We start from the raw sequence: 20,545 nt of genomic DNA, 5'->3' as shown, positions 1-20,545 counted from the left end.
ACCAATACCCGGCCCTTTGACCTGTGGAACCGTCCGGTTCGGCCGCCTTTGCGCCGCGCGCCGCGCGGCCCGGTCCGACGCGATGTCCCGCGTGGCCGCGCGGGCCCGTCCGGCGGGGCGTCAGGCGCCTTTGCGCCAGGGCCACTTGGGGCCGTCCGGGCGGTTGCCCTCCGGGTCGTACACGAAGACCCAGCGGGTACGGCGGGAGCCGCGCGGGCCGGGGCTGGGCTCGCGGTGGTAGACGTGCACCACCGGCGGACCGCCCTCGGGCGTGGGTACGGGCACGGTGTAGACGCGCGGCGGCTGCCCGGTCATCCCGGCGAGCACGCCGAGCACCCGCCCGTCCAGCGGGCCCCCGACGAATTCCGTGTCCTCGTGTCTCACCCGCTCAGGATGGCACGGCGGGCGGCGCGGGGTTCCCCGGTCGGGGTCAGGAGGGGTCGGGGAGCAGATGTGCGACCGCGTCCGCGATCGGCGCGAGCCGCCGCGCCAGCCCGCCGGCCGGGCTGCTCGGGGTCTCCAGCGCCAGCGCGCGGGCGGCGGCCTCCGCGGCCTCCGGGTCGGTCGTCGCGGTCACCAGCAGCAGCCCGATGAAGTGGTCCACCAGCCACGCCCGCAGCTCCGCGACCGGCGGCTGCTTGCCCTCGTCCAGCCAGATCAGCGATATCGCCTCCACACAGGCGATCCACGACCTGACCATCATCGCCAGCCGCGGCCCCGGCGCCGTCACCCCGAGGTGGTGCAGCACCTGCTCCGCGGCCCGGCGCCGTACGTCGTCCACGATCGCGTCCGTACGGCTGGTCTCGGCGACGCTGCCGCCGCGCAGCAGCGCCCCGTACGCCGCGTCGTGCTCGTCCACATACGCCAGGTAGCGGTCCAGCGCGTCCGCGAGCCGTTCGGTCGGCGGCCCCTGCGAGGGGACGCCGAAGCGGCCGATCAGCTCCTGCGCCGCGTCGTGCACCGCGGCCTCGTACAACTGCTGCTTGCCGCCGGGGAAGTAGCGGTAGACCAGCGGCCGGGAGACCCCGGCCGCCGCCGCGACGTCGTCGACCGACACGTCCTCCGGCCGCCGGTGGCCGAACAGGTCGACGGCGGCGGCCAGCAACTGCGTACGGCGCTGCTCGACGCTCATCCGGCGGTATGCGGGCGCCGCGCTGCTGGTCATGTCCAGCAGACTATCCGCCCGCACACGTGAACGGGTCGGCCCGGGCGCGGGGCTTCGCACGGGTGTCCGGTTCCGCGGGCGCGGCCGGGTCAGCCGAGCAGTCCGGAAGAGCGCCACAGCTTGCGGCTCGGGCCCTTGATCAGCCCGATCTCGTCCAGGAAGTCCATCAGCCGCTTCGCCGACTGCCGCATCACCTCGCGGCGGTGCGGGCTGGTGCGGGCCGCCTCGGCCGCCTGGACGGGGTCGAGGCCCACCGACGCGTAGACCTGCGGGCTGATCAGCGAACGGGCGATGGTCCTGGCGGCCTGCGCGGAGGTCAGCCGGGTGAATTCGACCTCCCAGCGCGGCGCCGTCACCATCTGGCGGCGCAGCTCCTCGCGGGCGTAGCGGATGTGCCGGGCCTCCTCGACCACGTGAATCCGGGTCACACCCTGGACGAAGGGCTGCACGCGGTCGTCGGGGAAGGTCAGCCGCTGCATCCAGTCCAGGATCTCCTCGGCCAGCAGCGTGCCGGTGAAGGCGCCGGGCGTGGTGGACACCGTCTTGATCAGCCGGCCGAGATTGTGGTCGAGCCTGCTGGGGCGGTAGGTGGGCGTGCCCATCTTCGTCACGGCCCGCGCGAACATCTTCGAGTGCCGGCACTCGTCGGCGATCTCCGTCAGCGCGTACCGCACATGGTTGCTGGTCGGGTCCAGGTCGTAGGTGTGCCGCAGCAGGAGCTGCATGAGGATCGTCTCGAACCAGACGCCGATCGAGCACAGCGACGCCGCCTCGTGGCGGCTCAGTTCGACGCGCTGCTCCTGCGACATCCGCTTCCACAGCGGGGTGTCGTACAGCGACACCAGCTCCGGCGGCCAGAACCACTTGCCTTCCTCGAAGGGCGCGTCCCAGTCCAGCTCGGTGTCCGGGTCGAACGAGTGCTTGGCGGACGCGGCCAGCAGCCGCTCCGCGGTCTTCTCGCGGTCGATCAGGCTGGTGTCCATCGTGAAGTGGCCTCCGGCGCATGAGGGTTACCTGCGGTACGACTCTTATGAGACTCTGTGTCAACAAGCCCGTCAAGACCCCGCGCACGTGGAATGGAGCCGCCGATGTCGACGGAAGCCCTGTACACGCAACCGCCCACCGAGTGGATCTGGCAGGTCCCGGCCCAGGGCGCCGCCCGCTTCTCCTGGGAGTACGGCGACGGCCGCGAACGCCTGCTCGCCCTCTACCAGAAGGGCAAGGACAAGCAGTGGGACGCGGCCAAGCGCATCGCCTGGGACCTGGAGGTCGACCCGTACGACCCGCTCGGCACCCCCGACGAGGCCATGTCCATCTACGGCAGCCGCTACTGGGACGCGATGAACGCCCGCGACCGCGGGCTGCTGCGGCAGCACTACACCTCCTGGCAGTTCAGCCAGTTCCTCCACGGCGAGCAGGGCGCGATGATCTGCGCCGCCCGGATCGTGGAGTCCGTCCCCGACCTCGACGCGAAGTTCTACTCCGCCACCCAGACCATGGACGAGGCCCGGCACGCCGAGATCTACGGCCGCTTCCTCCAGGACAAGGTCGGGATGGTCTACCCGATCAACGACAACCTCCAGGCGCTGCTCGGCGACACCCTGCGCGACGCGCGCTGGGACATGCCCTACCTCGGCATGCAGGTGCTCATCGAGGGCCTGGCGCTCGCCGCCTTCGGCATGATCCGCGACACCACCACCAAGCCGCTGCCCAAGCAGATCCTGGCCTACGTCATGCAGGACGAGGCCCGGCACGTCGCCTTCGGACGGATGGCGCTGCGCGACTACTACAAGCAGCTCACCGACGCCGAACTGCGCGAGCGCGAGGACTTCGTCATCGAGGGCTGCTACCTGATGCGCGACCGGCTGCGCGGCCTCGAAGTCCTGGAGAACTTCGGCATCCCCACCGCCGAGGCCGCCGAGATGACCGAACGCTCCGAATTCCTGCACCTGTTCCGCAAGCTGCTCTTCAGCCGCATCGTGCCGTGCGTGAAGGACATCGGCCTGTGGGGACCCCGGCTCCAGAAGGCGTACCTCGACATGGGCGTCTTCGACCTCGGTGACTCCAACCTCGACCAGCTCATGGACGAGGACGAGGAGATCGCGGAGAAACTCGACGCGGAACGCTTCGCCGCCGAGGAGCAGGCCCGCGTGGCCGAGGTCACCGACGCCATCGCGCAGGGGGCGGCCCCGCACTGACCTACGGCGAGCGGATCGTACGCTTGTCCGATGAACGAGGGAGCCGGACCGGAATCGCGGCGCGAGACCCGCCGGGCCAGAGCACGCCGCCGACGCAGAAACACCGTCGTCGGCGGTACGGCGCTGCTGCTCGTCGCCGCCGGTTCCCTGTACGTGGCCTACGGCCGCGGCGGCTCCACCGAGGCCGGACCCGCACCGGACTCGCGCACCGCCACGACCGGCGGCGCCGCGCCCTCCTCGACGCCGACGGCGGACGCCGCCGCGCGCCCGGCCGAGCCCGTCGGCACCGTGACCCTCGCCTTCGCCGGGGACGTGCACTTCACCGAGCGGACGGCGAACCGGCTCGGCATCGACCCGGCGCTCGGGCCGATGTCGACGGCGCTGGCCGCCGCCGACTTCTCGATGGTCAACCTGGAGTCCGCGATCACCACGCGCGGCACCCCGCAGCCGAAGAAGTACCACTTCAGGACCGGCCCCGACGCGCTCGCCGCGCTCCAGCGGTCCGGCGTCGACGCCGTCACCATGGCCAACAACCACGCCGTGGACTACGGCGCCCAGGGCCTGGCCGACAGCCTCGCGGCCAAGCGCGTGGCGCCGGTCCCCGTGGTCGGCATCGGCGCCGACGCGGCGCAGGCGTACCGCCCGTACACCGAGACCGTCAACGGCGTACGCCTCGCGGTCGTCGCCGCCAGCCAGGTCTACGACATCACCAACGAGAACTTCCGGGCCACCGCCACCGCCCCCGGCATCGCCTCCGCGCTCGACCGCCCCCGGCTGCTGAAGGCGGTCAGGGACGCCAAGGCGCACGCCGACGTCGTGGTGGTCTATCTGCACTGGGGCACCGAGGGCCAGAGCTGCCCGGGGCCGGAGCAGAAGTCGATCGCGGCCGACCTGTCGGCGGCCGGGGCCACCGCGGTCGTCGGCACCCACGCCCATGTGATGCTCGGCTCCGGCATGCTCGGCCCGACCTATGTGGCCTACGGGTTCGGCAACTTCCTCTGGTACGGCTCCTCGCCGTACCCGCACTCCGACGAGACCGGCGTCACCACACTGACCGTCCGCCGCGGCAAGGTCACCCGCGCCGTCTTCGCGCCCGCCCTCGTCGACGGCGCGGGCGTACCGCAGCCGCGGACCGGCGCGGCGGGACAGCGGATCACCGACCGGTACGAGCAGTTGCGCCGGTGCACCGGGCTGACGTCGCCACCAGGGAGTTAGCCGGACGTCCGGGTTCTGTAACGGCAGTGTCGCCGACGTGCCCATGGCGGAACCGACGCGGAGGCAGCAGCATCTATTCGGTCGCGGAGCCGGGGGGACGGCCGGCCGTGCGGACAGCGCGTGGAACACGGCGCGGACCGGGTCGATGGAATCAACGAGGCGGGCGGGTACAGACGATGACCGGAGGGCGATTCTCGGTGGGGCGACTGAGGACGATGCCGCAGGCGGCGGCCATCACGATGGCGGTCCTGGTGGTGGTGATCGCGTCGGTGGCCACCGCGGTCCTGGCACACGGGCACGGCAAGGCGTCGGCGAACAACGGCACCGGCGTCATCGGCGGGGTGAACGGCGGCGGCAAGGGCGGCGGCAACGGGAGCGACGGCGGCGGTACGGGCGCGGGTTCGACCGGCCCGTCCGGCACACCCACCAGCCACATACCCACCGTGGCCGCGGTGCCCGACACGATCGTGCACGCGCCGGAAGCCGCGGGCAAGGCCGTCAACATCACCATCGACGACGGACCCGACCCGGTCTGGACGCCCAAGGTGCTCGACGTCCTCAAGCAGCACGGCGTCCACGCCACCTTCTGCATGATCGGCCCGCAGGCCAAGGCCCACCCCGATCTCGTACGCGCCGTCGTCGCCGCGGGACACCGGCTGTGCGACCACACCGTGACCCACGACGAGTCGATGGACCACAAGCCCTTCGCGTACCAGCAGAAGGAGATCATGGACGCCTACGCCATGATCGAGGAAGCCTCGGGCGGCGCGCCCGTGCAGTACTACCGCGCCCCCGGCGGCGCCTTCACCCCGGCCAGCCGCGCGCTCGCCGCCCAGCACGGCATGCGCCCGCTCGGCTGGAACGTCGACACCAAGGACTACACCAAGCCCGGCGTCGGCACGATCGTGCAGACCATCAAGTACGAGCTGAGCAACGGCCCGACGATCCTCTTCCACGACGGCGGCGGCGACCGCGAGCAGACCGTGGACGCGCTGGAGCAGATCCTGCCCTGGCTCAAGGGGCAGGGCTACGCCTTCAGCTTCCCCAAGGTGAAGTGACCGCCGTCGCACGGCACTTGTCCCCGACGGCACGTCAGCGCGCGTTCAGCACCGCCTGCATGACCGCCCGCGCGACGGGCGCCGCGTTCCCGCCGCCGGAGATGTCCGCCCGCACCGCCTCCGCGTCCTCGACGACCACCGCCACCGCCACCGACGCCTGCGTACCGCCCGGCGGCTTCGCGTAGGAGATGAACCAGGCGTACGGCGTCCCGGTGTTGTCCACACCGTGCTGCGCGGTGCCGGTCTTGCCGCCGACGACGACACCGGGGATCGCCGCGTTGGTGCCGGTGCCGTCGGTGACCACCGCCTCCATCAGCTGCTGGAGCTGCCGCGCGGTGCCCTCGCTCATCGCCCGGTGCAGCGTCCGCGGCCCGTCGGCGGAGACCGTCGCCCCGCTGTGGTTGGTCACCGAGTCCACCAGGTACGGCGCCATCAGCACCCCGCCGTTGCCGACCGCCGCCGCCACCATCGCCATCTGCAACGGCGTCGCGGTCGTGTCGAACTGCCCGATCGAGGAGAGCGCCACCTGGTCGGGGCTCATCCGCGTGTCGAAGTTGCTCTTCGCGACGGACGGCGGAATCCGCAGCCGCGTGTCGTTGAAGCCGAACGCCTGCGCCTGCGCCCGCATCCCGGCCAGCCCCACGTCGGCGCCCAGCTTGGCGAAGACGGTGTTGCACGACACCCGGAAGGCGTCGTACATGCTGGCGTCGGCGCAGCCGCCGCCCTCGTTGGTGAGCGTGGCCGTCGAACCCGGCAGCCGGTACGGATCGGGCGAGCGCGTCGGCGCCAGCAGATCGGTGACCTTGCCGCTCTGGAGCGCGGCGGCGGCCGTGACGACCTTGAACGTCGAACCCGGCGGATACGTCTGCCGGATCGCCCGGTCCAGCATCGGCTGACTTGTGTCCGTGTTCATCCGCGTCCACGCGTCGTTCACCGCCGCGCCGGTGCCCGACAGCGCCGCCGGGTCGTACGACGGCGACGACACCAGCGCCAGAATCCGCCCGGTCGCCGGATCCACCGCGGCCACCGCGCCCCTGCGGCCCGCGAGGCCGGTGTACGCCGCCCGCTGCGCCGCCGCGTCGATCGTGGTGTGCACATCGCCGCCGCGCTGCCGCGCCCGGGTGATCTCGTTCCACAGCGGCACCGACGCCAACTGCGAGGCCGTGCCCGACAGCACGCCGTCCTCGGTGCCCTCCAGCAGCGTCGTGCCGTACGTCTGCGAGGCGAAGCCGGTCACCGGCGCGTACAGCGGCCCGTCGGCGTACGTCCGCTGGTACCTCAACTGGCCGCCCGCGTCGCGTGATCCGGTCACCGGGGAGCCGCCGACGAGGATGTCGCCGCGCGGCTGGTGGTAACGGGTGATCGCGATCCGCCGGTTGGCCGGGTTGCCGTCGTACGCGGACGCCTTGACGACCTGCACCCGCGCCGCGTTGAGCAGCAGCGCGACCAGCAGCAGGAAGCAGAAGGCGGCGGCGTGCCGCACACAGCGGATCACCGGGTCCGCTCCAGCGGCGCGAGCTGGTCCGGCGGCCCCTCGGGCAGATCGGGCGCCGGGCGGCGGGCGCTGTCGCTGAGCCGGATCAGCAGCGCCACGATGATCCAGTTGGTCACGACGGACGAGCCGCCCTGCGCGAGGAACGGCATTGCCATGCCCGTCATCGGGATCAGGTCCATCACCCCGCCGGTGATCACGAAGACCTGGAGCGCCAGGATCGAGGTCAGGCCGACCGCGAGCAGCCGCCCGAAGGGGTCGCGCAGCGCGAGCCCGGCCCGGAAGCCGCGCGCCACCAGCAGCGCGTACAGCAGGAGCAGCGCGGTCAGTCCGAACAGGCCCAGCTCCTCGCCCGCGGTGGCCAGGATGAAGTCCGACTTCGCGGCGAAGCCGATCAGCGCGGAGTGGCCCTGGCCGAGCCCGGTGCCGAGCACCCCGCCGTTGGCGAAGGCGAACAGCGACTGCGAGATCTGGTTGGGGCCGATGCCCGCGTCGATGGTCGCGAAGGGGTGCAGCCAGTCCTGCACCCTGCTGTGCACATGCGGCTCCAGCGCGCCGACCGCGCACGCGCCCACCCCGGCGAGCAGCAGCCCCACGGCGATCCAGCCGGTCCGCCCGGTCGCCACGTACAGCATGATCACGAACAGGCCGAAGAAGAGCAGCGAGGTGCCCAGGTCGCGCTCGACCACCAGGACGCCGACGCTGAGCAGCCAGATCGCCACCACCGGGCCCAGCACGCGGCCGGTGGGCAGTTGCAGCCGCCACACCCGGCGGCCCGCGTACGCCAGCGCCGCGCGGTTGGCCGACAGGTAGGCGGCGAAGAAGACCGCGAGCAGCACCTTGGCGAACTCGCCCGGCTGGAAGGAGAATCCGGCGACCCTGATCCAGATCTTCGCGCCGTTGATCGCGGGGAAGAAGATCGGCAGCACCATGAGCAGCAGCGCGGCGGTCACGCTGATGTACGCGTAGCGGGCCGGTGTCCTGTGGTCGCGCAGCGCCAGCACCACCGCGATGAACAGCGCCACCCCGAGCGTGGACCAGATCAGCTGGGTGGGCGCCGCCCGGCCGCCGAGCACCGGCTCCAGGTCGAGGCGGTAGATCAGCACCAGGCCGAAGCCGTTGAGCAGCACGGCGATCGGCAGCAGCAGCGGATCGGCGTAGGGGGCGCGGGCCCGGACCGCGAGGTGGGCCAGGAGCGCGAGCACGCCCAGGCCCGCCCCGTAGGCCGCGGCGTCGGGCGGCACCGCGCCGTTCCTGGCCAGGCCGACCTCCGCGTAGCCGTACACCGAGATCAGTACCGCGGCGACGATCAGCGACAGCTCCACACCGCGGCGGCGGGGCATCCGCAGGGCGGCCGGGGGAGCGTCCGCCGCCGCGGCGCTGGTTGCGCTCATGGGCTGCAACCTAGCAAGGGGTGGGGTGTATGTCCCTTAAGTCGGCTTCCCGGTGGGCCGCCGATGCCTCACGGGGCGCTGTCGGAGGTGCCGCGTACGCTGGCCGAGTGACACCCCCGGACGAACTCGCCGACCTTCCGTACGCCGATCTGCTGCGTCCTCACACCGGCCCGCTGGCCGTCGAAGGGGACTACGACACCGTCCACTTCGACCGCCTCGCCTTCGAGGACGAGGCGGCCAACGGCTCCCGCTTCCTGGAGTGCGCGGTCACCGACTGCACCTTCACGGACACCACCCTGCGCCGGTCCCGGATCAACGACCTGTGGGCCACCGGCAGCCGCTTCACGGGCGTCTCGCTCGCCGAGAGCGACTGGCTGGACTCCTCGCTCACCGCCTGCTCGCTGGCCGGCGTGGAGGCGTTCGGAGCCGTGCTGCGCCGGGTCACCTTCCGGCGCTGCAAACTGGACTCCGTGAATCTGCGCGCCACCGCCCTGCACGACGTGGCCTTCGAGGACTGCGTCCTGCGCGACGTCGACTTCGGCGAGGCCAAGCTGAACGGGGTGACCTTCCCCGGCAGCAGCATCGAGCGCGCCCGGCTCGGCCGCGCGACGCTGAAGAAGGCCGACCTGCGCGGCGCGGTCACCATCGACCTCGCCGACGGATACGAGTCGCTGCGCGGCGCCGTCATCAGCTCCTCGCAGCTTCTCGACCTCGCCCCCGCGCTCGCCCAGACCCTGGGCATCACGGTCACGGACCGATAGGAGAATTCACTCATGAGCAACCCCGCAAGCCTCTACGACATCCCCCTGAACACCATCGACGGCGACCCCACCACCCTCGGCGCCCACGCGGGCAAGGCCGTCCTGGTGGTCAACGTCGCCTCCAAGTGCGGCCTGACCCCGCAGTACGAGGGCCTGGAGAGGTTGCAGAAGCGCTACGCCGACCGCGGCTTCACCGTCCTCGGCGTGCCGTGCAACCAGTTCGGCGGACAGGAGCCCGGCACCGCCGAGGAGATCCAGACCTTCTGCTCCACGACCTACGGCGTCAGCTTCCCGCTGCTGGAGAAGGCGGATGTCAATGGCGCGAACCGGCATCCGCTCTACGCCAGGCTGACCGATGTGCCCGACGCGGCCGGAGAAGCCGGTGACATCACCTGGAACTTCGAGAAGTTCCTGGTCAGCGCCTCGGGAGAAATCGTCGGGCGTTTTCGGCCGCGGACCGAGCCCGAGGCTGCGGAGGTCGTTGGGGCGATTGAGGCACAGCTTCCGTCGTGACCTTGCCACGTGCTTAGATGCGCGATTGCGCCATGGCAGAATCCGGCCGGTCCGTGGACATTGTCCGGATCACCCTGTTCCTGGTTCGCTCTTCTTACCGCCCCAAGCGAGGAAGGGACAGCGGCAGTGCAGGAGATTGATTTCCGTAGCGGACACCTTTGTGTCGAGACGGACCCTGCCCTGTGCGTTCCTTGCCAGGAGCGGTTGGATCGGCAACTCGCCTTGCTTCCCCGGGTATACGGCGAGTTGGAGGTGGCACTCGTACCGGCGCCGAACTCCGGCGACCGACTGACCGGCACTGCCCGGCCCGGCATCCCCCTGAACGGGCCGGCTGTCGAGGCGCGCGCCGCCATACGAGGCACACTCGCCTCCTGGGCCGATCTGATTGTCGAGGGCCGCACCGTCCGTCTCCCCCTACGGACGGTGCCGGCCCTCGCGGCCTTCCTGCGCCGCCACCTCGGCTGGCTCGCCGTACATCCGGCAGCCGAGGACGCGGCCACGGACATCGATGAACTGGTGCGGCGGTCCCTGCGGATCGCCCGCCCCTGTCAGGAAGTGACATCGGCTCCCTGAGCCCCCAGGATTCCCCCCACAATGCAGGAAACGCTGTACGGCCCGTGAATATCGCTCACGGGCCGTACAGCGCTGTGCGGGTCTTGGCGGGTCTTGCGGCGCCGGGGTCCGGCGGGGAAACCAGGACCTGGTGGCGCGGAGAGCTCGGGGAAATTAAACCGACAGTGATGACACGGTCACATCGGTCGGGGCGATATTCGGGAACCAGTTCCCGGCGGGGACGGCGTTCGGGAACCAGTTGTCGGGGGAGACGGCCACGGCGCTGGGGAACCAGTTCACGGGTACGGCACCCGGGAACCAGTTGTCGGGGGATACGGCGCTCGCGGTGGGGAACCAGTTCGCCGGTACGGCGTTCGGGAACCAGTTGTCCGGGCCGGTGTCCGCGCTGGCGCCGGGGAACCAGTTCGCGGGCTGAGCACCGGGGAACCAGTTGTCCGGGGCCACCGACGTGTCCGCGGGTGCACTGGGCGCCGGAGCGGAATCCGAACCGGCGTCGGCGAAGGCGACGGTTGTTCCGATAGCCGACGACAGAGCGAGCACCAGGGCGGCGACGGCGGAAATCTTGGTCGTGTGCCGGATGCGCGACATCGTGATCCTTCGTTGGGAGGGCAGGCGCTCAAGGGGGTGATAGGTACGCGTAGCCCTGCCGATGATGTCAAAATCGGACAGGGCCAGGCCAGATTCCGGTTGTGCGTAAGTGCGCAATGGCGCGAATGCGCAGGTCAAATTAGCCCATGGGCCGCAGCGAGGACTCCCGCCTGGAACCGGCTGTCCGCCTGGAGATATCGCATGATCTCTGATACCAGGCGACTCACAGTGCGCAGGGACACCCCTAGTTTGCGCGCGATCCGCTCATCTGTCAGCCCGTTGGCCAGAAGTCGCATCGTCGTGCGGTGCTGTTCGGTCAGCTCGCCCCCCGAGTCGAAGCTCCCTGCCGACTTCGCCGAGTACGGCACCGCGCGCAGCCAGCAGTCCTCGTAGAGCGCCACGTACGACCGGACCAGGGCCGCGCCGCGGACGATGACCGCGGGGCCCGAAGGGTTGTCGGGATTGGCCGAGACAAGCGCGCTGTGCGAATCCGCTATCAGGAGGTCGAAGGGGACCTGGGTCGCCAGCCTGACCTCGACTCCGACCGCCGAGAGTTCCGTCAGGTATTTACGTTGACGTGGCGCGGAATTAATGCTCTGCCCGTATACGGCGCGGACTTTCACGCCCCGCTCGATAAGCGCGCTGTCCGCGGCGATGGAATGCACGAGAACTTCGGCGGGCGGCAGCGGTCCCGGATGCATCGAACCGGTGGATTCCGTGATGCGCGCATTGAAATCGCCGATGGACTGCCGCTTACGGTTTTCCCCGATGAGGAGTTCCACCTCGATCTCCGCCGCGTCGCGCAACACCGCGGGGCGGTAGCGCTCCATCAGCGACTCGGCCGCCCGCACGATCGAGGACAACTCGTCGCGCTGGGCCTGGAGCGCCTCGCGCTGCCGGGCCAGCAGGCCGATCAGGGCGGTGTCGGGCTCCACCGAATCGACCTCCTCCGGCACCCGACCGGCGCGTATGAGCCCCAGCTCCCGCAGCTCCGACCAACCGGCCCTGGCCTCGGCGTCGGTCAGCCCGATGCCCGCGGCCGCCTTCTCCGGGGCTATGGATCCGTTGGTGCGCAGCGTCTGGTACAGAGCGAGACCGATGTCCTCGGCATCCGCCCCGCCACTGCGAACAACTCCCGCCACGGCTAGCCCCCTCTCGTCACCGCGGACCGGTCCCGTGGGTCGGCCCGCGGCGTGCCGACAGCACCCGAAGCGACTCTAGCAACGGTTCTGTCCTAAGCCGGCGGACGAGTGTTCGCCGCCGGTTCCATGAGTGCTTCCAGGAGTGAGGGGTATTACCGGCGCGGCCCGGCGACCGGAAGCCCGCAAGTGCGACTTTTCCGGTTGCACATCGCCTATTCGTCGCCCGCGTCGAATGGGTGCGGAGGCGCAGGGCGCCAACGTGGGAAACATCCTCTTGGGCACACGTCGGCATGTCAATACCTGTTTTTGACACTGGCCACCGCATCGTCGCACCTCCACGCATACATGGTCGGGCACCATCGGTCGCCACGCCAGTGACCCTCACCCCGGCGGGCGCGCGCCGCCCGCCGTGTGATGCGCTGGGAGAGAGACGGAAAAGGGGTGCGGACCGATGGGACAACCGGTTCCCGTGGCGTTGATCGGCGCGGGCAAGGTGGCGCACGCGGCGCATCTGCGCGAGATGCGGGACCTCCCGGAGCTGCTGCGCCCGGTCGCCGTCATCGACCCCGATCCGGCGCACACCGCGGCCGTACGGGCCTGGTTTCCCGGTACGCGGGCGGGTGCCGGGTCCTGTGCGGCGGACGGGGCCGGTGGGGTGACACCGGCCGGAACCGGGAGCCCGGTCGGTGGCGTGCGCCCGGCGGACGGTGTCGCCGTCTGCCGGACGCTGGACGAGGCGGTACGGGCCGGGGCGCGGGCCGCGCTGGTCTGCACGCCGTGGTGGACGCACCGGGATGTGGTCCTGGGGTGTCTAGAACGGGGCCTGCCGGTGCTCTGCGAGAAACCGGTCAGCCTCGACCTCGCGGAGATCGACGAGCTGGCGGCGGCCGAGCGGCGCTCGGGGGTGCCGGTGGCGGCGGGTTACATGAAGCGGCACGACCCGGTCGTGGCCCGCTTCCTCGACCACTGCCGGGAGCACCTGCCCGCCGTCCGCCGGATCACCGCCGACATCCACGACCCCAACGCGCCGCACCAGGTCGAGCACCTGCTGCCGTATCCGCCGCCGCCCTTCGGCCCGCAGCCGCCGCCGGCCGAGGCGGCGCTGGCCCGCGCGCTCGGCCCCGGAGCGACGGAGGTGACGGCGGAGGCGACGGAGGCGACGGCGGGCGCGGCGGTGGCGGCGCGGCGGCGTGAGGCGTACGCCCGCGGCCTCGGCGGCTCGCTGATCCACCAGGTCAATCTGGTGCACGCGATCCTGGCGGGCGGGGACCTGCGGCTGCACGGGCGGCTGCTCGACGCCACCGGCTGGGCGGGTACGAGCGCGGTGAGCGCGCGCTGGCGCCCGGCCGACGGCCTGCTGGTCGACCTCACCCATGTACGGCTGCCCGGGCACCGCCGCTACCGGGAGACGCTGGAGTGCGTGGCGGAGGACTCGGTGGCCACCCTCACCCTGCCCTCGCCGTACGCCCGCGACGAGGCGGCCACTTTGCACGTCGACACCTGGGACGCCGGGCCGGGCCTCGGGACGCGGCGCACGTACACCGCGGAGCCGGGGCGTACGGGTTTCCGTCGGCAGCTGGTGGCGTGGGCGGGGAGCCTGCGCGGGGACGGGAGCGGCGGGGCCGGAGTCGGGGCCGGGGCCGGTGCCGGGGTCGGCGGGGGTGTCGAGGGCGGCGTCGGGGGTGGTGCCGCGCTGCCCGGTCTGCGCGAGGTCAGGCAGGACACGCTGGCCGTCCGCGAGGCGGCGCTGCGCCTCACCTGACCCACGAGGGCCATCCGTCGGCTGCTGTCACACATTGGCCTAGACCTATTGCTGCGGCCTGTAGTCAACGGCTAACGTTCGATCACGGCGCGCGGCCCGAACAGCTCTGATCTGGACGTCTGATCCGCACACGCAAGCCCCCTTCCCTCCCCCCGCAGGCGCTTTCGCCTGCCCGGAAAGGAGTTGTGCACATGACCAAGCGACTGATGGCCCGCACCGGAACGCTGGTGGCCACCGCCCTGCTCGGCCTCGGCGTCTTCGCCGGCGCGGCCCAGGCTTCCCCGCCGCCCGGCAGCGGCTTCATGTTCATGGGCTACTTCCCGACCTACGCTTCGTGTGTCGCCCAGGCACAGGCCAACGCGCCCATCCACGGCCCGGTCTACATCTGTGAGTTGGGCACCAACAACTTCTACCTGCTCTGGATGCACTGACCTCGCGTCAGGCACAGGGCGAGGCGGGCCGGTCGTTCACGGGGGCGGCCGACTCGCTCGTACGAAGGGGTGTTCCGCCGACCGGGCGGGGCGCCCCTCGGCGTTCTCCCCCAAGTCCGCGGTTCCGTAAGGCCGTACGTCGGTACCTCCGCACGTGCCGCGAGGCCGTGTTCGCGTCACGTACGCACGCTCGCCGTCAGACCTCGTGGCGGTCGGCGGCCGGGTGGTCGAGGGCGACCCTGGCCAGATCGACGCGGGAGCGGACGCTGAGCTTGCGGTAGGCGCGGGTGAGGGCGGCCTCGACGGTCTTGACGCTGATCACCAGGGTCGCGGCGATCTCCCGGTTGCTCGCGCCGCGCGCCGCCAGCGCGGCGACCCGGCGCTCGGCGTCGCTGAGCGCAGTGAGCGGCGCGGCCCGGTCGTGCGCACGGCCCGGCGGGTCGACGCGGTCGAACCCGTCGTACCCGCCGAACCGGTCGTACCCGCCGAGCCGGTCGAGCCGGTCATCGCGGTCGACGCGGTCGGCCTCGGCGTCGGTCAGCGCCAGCCACGGGTGCGCGCGGGCCGCGCGGAAGACCCGCGCCGCCGCGTCGAGCGCGGCCCGCGCCGCCCGCGGATCGCCGCGCCTGGCGTGCAGCCGTCCCAGCGCCAGCCGCGCCCTGCCCTCCTCCAGCGGATACGGCAGCGCGGTCAACGTGGTGACGGCCGCGCCGAGTTGGGCCACCGCCGCGTCCGAGTCGCCGCGCGCCTCGGTGACCAGCGCGGCGGCCCTGTCGAGCACGGCGAGCAGCCCGCGGCGGCCGAGCCGGGCGGCCTGCGCGCGGGTCGCGGCGACCAGGTCGGCGGCCTCGTCGGTGGCGCCCGACCTGACCAGTGCTTCGGCGAGGTCCGCCTGCCAGCGGCGCATCGCCGGATCGCCCTGCCCCTGTCCCGTCTCCAGCAGCCTGGCCCGCTGGAGCGCGTGCACGGCCGCGGCCGTCTCGCCGCGCAGCAGCCGCACATGGCCCTCCGCGTGCAGCGCCCTGGGCAGGAAGAGCTGGTCGTCGTCGTCCTCGCTGTGCCGTCTGGCCCGGTCGGCGGCGGCCAGCGCCCGTTCCGTACCGCCGCCCGCCGCCTCCGCGAGCGCGACCGCGTACCAGGCGGGGCCCTGGCTCAGGCCGCCCTGTTCCGCGATCCGCAGGCTCTGGTGGGCCAGGTCGAGGGCGCGTTCGCAGCGGCCCCGCAGGATCTCCACCTGGGCGAGGCCCGACAGGCACTGGCACAGGCTCTCGGCCGAGCCGCGCCGCCGTACCGTGTAGACCAGCGCCCGCAGTTCGGTCCGCGCGTCGTCCAGCCGGTCGTGCAGCAGATGGCGGCGGTGCTTGAGGAAGACCGGGCCGTTGTGGTCGAAGAGCACGCGCGGGTCCTGCGGCCCCGCCAGCGCGGCGGCCAGGGTGTCCTCGGCCTCCGGGCGGCCGAGGTAGAACTCGACGGCCGCCTGCTGGCTGAGCGCCGACAGTTCGGTGCGGCGGTCGCCCGCGCTCCTGGCCAGTACGGCCGAACGCGCCGCGTGCGTATGGGCCTTGACCGCCGTGCCCTCCACCATCCAGGCCCGCCAGCTCATCCGGTGGTGCAACTGGGCCAGCAGCCGGGGGTCGTCCCGCGCGTCCTCGAGCGCCTGCGGGAAGACGTCCGCCACTTCGGCCATCGCCTGGCCGCACGAGTCCACGATGACCATCCACGCCCTGACCCGGTCCGCGGGCCTGCCCGGTTCGGCGGGCGGTTCGTGCAGCACCTCGTGCGCGATACGGCGGGCCAGCGGGTAGTCGCCCGCCGCGACCGCGTCCTCCGCCGCCGTCAGCAGCCGGTCGGTCTCGGCCGCCGCGTCCCCCGGCGGAGTGCGGTCGGCCGCGAGCCGCCCGAGTCTCGCCGCGGTCGCGGGGGAGCCCCGGCGGCGCGCCGCGGTCGCCGCCGCCGACAGCGCGGCGGCCACCTCCGCGTCCCAGCCGGGCGTCAACGACGCCAGGTGGTGGGCCCGTTCGACCGGATCACCGGCCGCCGCCGCGAGCGCCGTGTGCACCCGCCGCCGCTCGTCGGGCTCCGCGTCCTCGTACACCACCCGCGCCAGCAGCGGCGGTACGAAGCGCACCGCCCCGCCGTCCGGCACCGGCTCCACGACCCCCTGCCGTACCGCCTCGGCCAGTTCGGCCACCGCGTTCTCCCGCCCCGCCCGGCGCAACAGCCGTACGGTGGGCCGCTCGGCGGCGCTCGCGGCGAGCACCGTGGTCCGCGCCCCGGCCGTGAGACCTGACACCCGGCCGAGCAGCGACTCGCGCAGCGAACGGGGTACGGGGAGCGGCCCCGCCGTCTCGCCCTCGCCGAGCGCGCGGGTCAACTCCAGCGCCACGTAGGGGTTTCCGCCGCTCTCGGCGTGCACGCGGGCCGCCACCGCGCGCCCGCCGAGCAGTTCGGCCACCTCCCGCTCGGTCATCGGCGGCACGTCCAGCACCGCGGCCCCTTCGGCTCCCGTCCACGCGGCGCCGTCCGCGCGGAGGGCGACGGCGGTGGTCAGCGGCAGGCGGGCGGCGCGGCGGGTGGCGAAGGCGAGGAGGGCGGCGGTCGGTGCGTCGAGCCACTGGACGTCGTCCACGGCCAGCAGGACGGGGGAGCGGGCGCAGAGCGCGGTGAGCAGGCGGAGCAGGGCCAGATGCAGGGTGAGCGGGTCGGGGGGAGCGGCCCCGGCCGCTGCGGGCGGGCGGCGCAGGGCGGCGCGCAGCGCGTCGCGTTCCGGCGGCGGGAGGTCGGCGAAGGCGCTGTCCCCGACGTCGGACAGCAGGTCGATGAGGCCGACGTACGGCAGGTGCCGCTCGGCGGGGGAGGGCGCGCAGCGCAGGACGCGGTGGCCGGCCGCGGCGTGTTCGTCGGCCAGCGCCGTCAGCAGGGTGCTGCGGCCGATTCCGGCGGGGCCGGTGAGCAGGACACCGGCGCCGCCGCCGAGTGCGGCCCGCGCGGCGGTCATCAGCGCGGCGCGGCTGCGGACCGCAGCCCGCCTCGTGGGGGTGGGGCGGGCGGCGGTCCTGCCTGCGGAACGCGTCGCTTCTGTCATGCCCGGGGCCCTCCCGACACGGCGTGGGCCCCGATCATCAGCTTCGATCGTGCACCTGTCAAGAAGGCGTGACGGTCGTCGGAGGCGTCGCGTGTGGGGCACCCCGTCCGGGAACCGCCGCGGCTCCCGGACGGGGGCGAGAAGTGAGGGGCCGGGTCCCGGCCGGGCCTGGACCCGGACCCGGCCCCTCGGCCTTGAGGGCCGGCGGCCCGGGGCCCGTGGCGCGGCCCTGGCCGTCGATCCGCCGGACAGGCCCTAGCCGTCGATCCGGTGCTGCGTCCAGAAGGACGTCAGGTCGACCGTGGTCGCCGCCTGGGCCGCGGCCTTGAACTCCGCGGTGGTGGAGACGCCGTACCAGTGCGACTGCGCGTAGCCGCGCAGGAGTTGGGTCATCGCGGTGTCACCGATGAGGCGCCGCAGGTCGTGCAGGGCGCACTTGCCGTAGTTGTAGACGACCGTGCCGTAGCGCGAGGAGTGCGCGTCCCAGTACGCCATCGAGTTGGTGATCTTCTCGGCGGAGGACGCCCAGGAGACGCTGTTCCAGCAGCTCGCGCCGGTCTTGCCGAGCGCCAGGTCGGTGGAGTAGTCCGCGAACGACTCGTCCAGCCACGGGCTGTTGTACTCGTCGTCGCCGACGATCCCGTACCACCACTGGTGCCCGATCTCGTGGGTCAGCGCGGTGGTGTCGACCAGGTCGAGCACGAAGCCCGGGTACTCCATCCCGCCGAACCAGAAGTTGTTGTCCAGCACCGCGTCGATCTCGCTGTACGGGTAGGCGCCGAAGCGGCCCGCGTGCGCGTCCACCGCGTTCTCCGAAACGGTCAGCATGGAGTTGGAGTTGGCGGTGCTGATGCCGCTCACCGCGTACACGTTGACCTTCACGCCGCCCGGCGACGTACCGGAGACCTTGCTGAACGGGCCCGCGGCCCAGGCGAAGTCGCGGACCTTGCTCGCCGTCGCCTTGGTGACGGTGCGGCCGGAGGCGCCGGGGGTGTCCACCGAGGTGCCGGTCGCCGGGACGGAGATGCCCGTCGGGTGGTCGAGCGTCACCGAGAAGTCGGCGGCCAGCGAGTAGAACGCCTCACCGTTGTTGGTGTACGGGTCGAGGTGCCAGCCCGCCGCGTCCCGGATCGCCAGCACCGGCAGCGCGTTGCCGATGAAGCTGAAGGAGCCGTCCTTGCCGAACCGGTCGGCCCCGCTGGGCACCACGATCTTCAGGTCGAACCCGACCGTGCCGCTCTGCCCCTGGGCCAGCGCCGCGGGCAACGTCACCTTCAGCGCGGTGCAGTTGACCGTCAGGGCGGACGCGGTGCCGCCGGTCACGTTGGTGACGGTGATCGGCGTCGTCGGGCAACTGCCGTGGTAGTTGTCCCACAGCCGCAGGTACACCTCGGTGAGCGGCGTGGCCGAGGCGTTGGTGAAGTTCACGCTCTCGTGGCCGTTCCAGGTGCCGCCGGTCGTGTCGCTGGTCAGGCTGACGGTGTACGCGGGCGCCGCGGGCGTACGGGTCGCGTCGGCCGCCGGGGGCGGTGTGGTGTCGCCCGAGGTGTTCAGCGCGATGTCGTCCAGGACGAAGCTGGTCTGGAGGCCGGAGTCCTCGGTGCCGGTGAAGGCCAGGGTGACGCTCTGCCCGACGAACGCGGACACGTCGACGGTCCGCTGCACATAGCCGGTGGCCGCGTCGAGGTTGGAGTACGTCGCCAGCGTGGTGCTGCCGATCTTCGCGGTCAGCTTGTCGTAGGCGGTGGTGGTCGTGGTCTCCGCGGTGTCGATGTGCAGCCAGAAGGTCAGGCTGGCGGCCGAGCACCCGGCGGGGATCGTGACGGCCTGCGACAGGCTCTCGGTGTGCGTGGAGCCGTACCCGTTCAGCCAGGCGAACTGGGTGCCCGCGTGCGCGCTCTGCCCGCCGCCGGTGGTGATCACTCCGGTGGAGCTCGTCCAGGGTGAACTGCCGGACTCGAAACCGCCGTTGGCGATCACCTGGGTGGGGGTGCAGGCGGCCGGGGCGGCGTGGGGGGCGGTCCGTGGGGGTGGTGCGGCCTGCGCGGGCGCCGCGGCGACCGCGCCGCCCGCGACGAGGACGCCCGCGGCGGCGACCAGGGACAGAAGTCTGTTTCTCATCGGATCCTCTTGTGGGGTAGGCGGATGAGCCGACGGCGGAGGGTCGGAAGGCGGGTGGCGTGGGTGGCACCCCGGGTGGGAGTCTGCACAGTGCGCTCACAGGAAGTAAGGCCCGCCGGAAATCCGTAGGGATATCCCTATGCGCGCGGCTTCGAAGCGACATCGAAGCGGCCTCGGAGCGGCTTCGGTGCCACGCGCAATCGTATGAGCGCGCGCGGCGCCGATTCGCGGGTGCCGAATGCCCGCGTGTCGAATGACCGGACATGTGCCGCCGGCACGCGCCTCCACCGGGCTGACGGAGCGTCAATGAGAAGCGGGAGCGCTCCCGCGCGAATTGCGACCGGCTTTCAACCATGTCATACAACTGCCCCTCTGGCCTGGGGAGTTGACGCATCGCCGCTGCTAAACCTGGATCGGGGTGTCACGTATGTGGCGTAGGTCACGTGATTGCCTCGCCTGAACCGGGCGGCGGGCAGCCCCCGTTGTTTACTGTCGGGGAGTGGGCGGAGCGTCAATATCCGGCCGATCACCGCGAGCTCATGAAGCCCGGCGAAGGGAGTGAAGATATGAACGGTCAAATTCGGTCGGGCGATTGGCGTGTTCAGCCCATTCGGCACCTTCTGCGTTGAAGGTCTTCATTGGGAGTTGGGGAGTAGCGTGTACGGGGACAAGCTTCTTACTGACCGTCAAGGATTGAGTCGGTTCGACAGGGGACGGGGTGGCGGCGCGGGTCTCGCGCCGCTGGAGCGCTCGGCGCTCAGCACCCTCACCCCCCGCGAGCGCGAGGTACTGAGCGTCATGGGCTTCGGCGAGGGCAACAGGGCACTCGCCTCCCGGCTCGGTATCGCCGAGCGCACCGTGAAGGCGCATCTGACGAGCATCACCCGGAAGCTGGGGCTGCGCTCCAGGGTCGAGACGGTGCTCGTGTCGCTGGAGTGGGCCGAGGATCTACGCCGCGTGGAGTGACATCCGCACGGACCCTGTGAAGCGCCCCGCGGCAAGGCCCGCCGCCCGGCACGGCACAGGGGCCGTCGTGCGGTACGCGGC

At 72.0% G+C, this 20,545-nt stretch carries 18 protein-coding genes; 9 read left to right on the top strand and 9 right to left on the bottom strand.

The genetic code is table 11. The annotated features are described in order from the left end of the window. Positions 1 to 120: 120 nt before the first annotated feature. The 3 genes from ACIP4Z_RS10505 to ACIP4Z_RS10495 all read right to left on the bottom strand — a co-directional run bounded on the left by ACIP4Z_RS10505 (position 121) and on the right by ACIP4Z_RS10495 (position 2,148). Positions 121 to 384 carry a hypothetical protein gene (locus tag ACIP4Z_RS10505; protein WP_355344412.1) on the bottom strand — a complete coding sequence of 88 codons (264 nt, stop codon included), beginning with the start codon at positions 382 to 384 and terminating at the stop codon, positions 121 to 123. Between the two features lie 46 nt (positions 385 to 430). After that, entirely contained in the window at positions 431 to 1,165 is a 735-nt protein-coding gene (locus ACIP4Z_RS10500; RefSeq protein WP_355344409.1) for a TetR/AcrR family transcriptional regulator, read from the bottom strand. An 89-nt stretch (positions 1,166 to 1,254) separates the two neighbouring features. Beyond that, a complete protein-coding gene (locus ACIP4Z_RS10495) occupies positions 1,255 to 2,148 on the bottom strand; it encodes a diiron oxygenase (protein WP_391161583.1) in 894 nt (297 codons plus the stop codon). 105 nt (positions 2,149 to 2,253) lie between these two features. On the opposite strand from ACIP4Z_RS10495, the gene ACIP4Z_RS10490 reads away from it, so the two are divergent. From ACIP4Z_RS10490 to ACIP4Z_RS10480, 3 genes are all read left to right on the top strand, one after another. Next, positions 2,254 to 3,363, top strand: coding sequence for a ferritin-like domain-containing protein (locus ACIP4Z_RS10490; protein ID WP_355344403.1), 1,110 nt, complete (start codon positions 2,254 to 2,256; stop codon positions 3,361 to 3,363). Positions 3,364 to 3,393: 30 nt separating this feature from the next. Next, positions 3,394 to 4,578 carry a CapA family protein gene (locus ACIP4Z_RS10485; protein WP_401306415.1) on the top strand — a complete coding sequence of 395 codons (1,185 nt, stop codon included), beginning with the start codon at positions 3,394 to 3,396 and terminating at the stop codon, positions 4,576 to 4,578. A gap of 176 nt (positions 4,579 to 4,754) precedes the next feature. Next, on the top strand, positions 4,755 to 5,636 hold the full coding sequence (locus ACIP4Z_RS10480; RefSeq protein WP_391161581.1) for a polysaccharide deacetylase family protein: 882 nt from the start codon (positions 4,755 to 4,757) through the stop codon (positions 5,634 to 5,636). 34 nt (positions 5,637 to 5,670) lie between these two features. Here the strand turns inward: ACIP4Z_RS10480 and ACIP4Z_RS10475 are convergent, their stop codons facing one another. Both ACIP4Z_RS10475 and ACIP4Z_RS10470 read right to left on the bottom strand, forming a co-directional pair. Beyond that, on the bottom strand, positions 5,671 to 7,131 hold the full coding sequence (locus ACIP4Z_RS10475; RefSeq protein WP_401306412.1) for a peptidoglycan D,D-transpeptidase FtsI family protein: 1,461 nt from the start codon (positions 7,129 to 7,131) through the stop codon (positions 5,671 to 5,673). Next, on the bottom strand, positions 7,128 to 8,522 hold the full coding sequence (locus ACIP4Z_RS10470) for an FtsW/RodA/SpoVE family cell cycle protein (protein ID WP_391044445.1): 1,395 nt from the start codon (positions 8,520 to 8,522) through the stop codon (positions 7,128 to 7,130). The genes ACIP4Z_RS10475 and ACIP4Z_RS10470 overlap by 4 nt, the downstream gene beginning before the upstream one ends. 107 nt (positions 8,523 to 8,629) lie before the next feature. On the opposite strand from ACIP4Z_RS10470, the gene ACIP4Z_RS10465 reads away from it, so the two are divergent. From ACIP4Z_RS10465 to ACIP4Z_RS10455, 3 genes are all read left to right on the top strand, one after another. Next, the gene (locus tag ACIP4Z_RS10465; RefSeq protein ID WP_391044447.1) at positions 8,630 to 9,283 is read left to right on the top strand and encodes a pentapeptide repeat-containing protein; all 654 of its coding nucleotides are present in this window, start codon (positions 8,630 to 8,632) and stop codon (positions 9,281 to 9,283) included. A gap of 12 nt (positions 9,284 to 9,295) precedes the next feature. Continuing rightward, complete coding sequence (locus tag ACIP4Z_RS10460; RefSeq protein WP_391044449.1) at positions 9,296 to 9,796, top strand: glutathione peroxidase; 501 nt, start codon at positions 9,296 to 9,298, stop codon at positions 9,794 to 9,796. A 126-nt stretch (positions 9,797 to 9,922) separates the two neighbouring features. Then, entirely contained in the window at positions 9,923 to 10,369 is a 447-nt protein-coding gene (locus tag ACIP4Z_RS10455) for a hypothetical protein (protein ID WP_188281773.1), read from the top strand. 153 nt (positions 10,370 to 10,522) lie between these two features. On the opposite strand, the gene ACIP4Z_RS10450 is transcribed toward ACIP4Z_RS10455, so the two are convergent. Continuing rightward, the gene (locus tag ACIP4Z_RS10450) at positions 10,523 to 10,957 is read right to left on the bottom strand and encodes a hypothetical protein (protein ID WP_391044452.1); all 435 of its coding nucleotides are present in this window, start codon (positions 10,955 to 10,957) and stop codon (positions 10,523 to 10,525) included. Between the two features lie 134 nt (positions 10,958 to 11,091). Beyond that, on the bottom strand, positions 11,092 to 12,099 hold the full coding sequence (locus ACIP4Z_RS10445) for a LuxR C-terminal-related transcriptional regulator (protein WP_188281775.1): 1,008 nt from the start codon (positions 12,097 to 12,099) through the stop codon (positions 11,092 to 11,094). Positions 12,100 to 12,550: 451 nt separating this feature from the next. Here ACIP4Z_RS10445 and ACIP4Z_RS10440 point away from each other — a divergent pair, with 451 nt between their 5' ends. Together ACIP4Z_RS10440 and ACIP4Z_RS10435 are read left to right on the top strand one after the other, a co-directional pair. Beyond that, on the top strand, positions 12,551 to 13,861 hold the full coding sequence (locus tag ACIP4Z_RS10440; protein ID WP_401306406.1) for a Gfo/Idh/MocA family protein: 1,311 nt from the start codon (positions 12,551 to 12,553) through the stop codon (positions 13,859 to 13,861). A gap of 191 nt (positions 13,862 to 14,052) precedes the next feature. Next, complete coding sequence (locus ACIP4Z_RS10435) at positions 14,053 to 14,292, top strand: hypothetical protein (RefSeq protein ID WP_355344375.1); 240 nt, start codon at positions 14,053 to 14,055, stop codon at positions 14,290 to 14,292. A gap of 196 nt (positions 14,293 to 14,488) precedes the next feature. On the opposite strand, the gene ACIP4Z_RS10430 is transcribed toward ACIP4Z_RS10435, so the two are convergent. Together ACIP4Z_RS10430 and ACIP4Z_RS10425 are read right to left on the bottom strand one after the other, a co-directional pair. Continuing rightward, positions 14,489 to 17,377 (bottom strand): AAA family ATPase, encoded by a 2,889-nt coding sequence (locus ACIP4Z_RS10430; RefSeq protein ID WP_401306404.1) that lies wholly within the window; start codon positions 17,375 to 17,377, stop codon positions 14,489 to 14,491. A gap of 255 nt (positions 17,378 to 17,632) precedes the next feature. Next, positions 17,633 to 19,498: a M1 family aminopeptidase gene (locus ACIP4Z_RS10425; RefSeq protein ID WP_401306402.1), complete on the bottom strand. Its 1,866-nt coding sequence runs from the start codon at positions 19,496 to 19,498 to the stop codon at positions 17,633 to 17,635. Positions 19,499 to 20,191: 693 nt separating this feature from the next. Here ACIP4Z_RS10425 and ACIP4Z_RS10420 point away from each other — a divergent pair. Beyond that, a complete protein-coding gene (locus ACIP4Z_RS10420; RefSeq protein WP_355344366.1) occupies positions 20,192 to 20,464 on the top strand; it encodes a LuxR C-terminal-related transcriptional regulator in 273 nt (90 codons plus the stop codon). Positions 20,465 to 20,545: the final 81 nt, after the last annotated feature.

The sequence above is a fragment of the Streptomyces sp. NPDC088910 genome, assembly GCF_044749865.1.
Lineage (GTDB): Bacteria > Actinomycetota > Actinomycetes > Streptomycetales > Streptomycetaceae > Actinacidiphila.
This window is presented reverse-complemented; position numbering and strand designations above follow the sequence as displayed.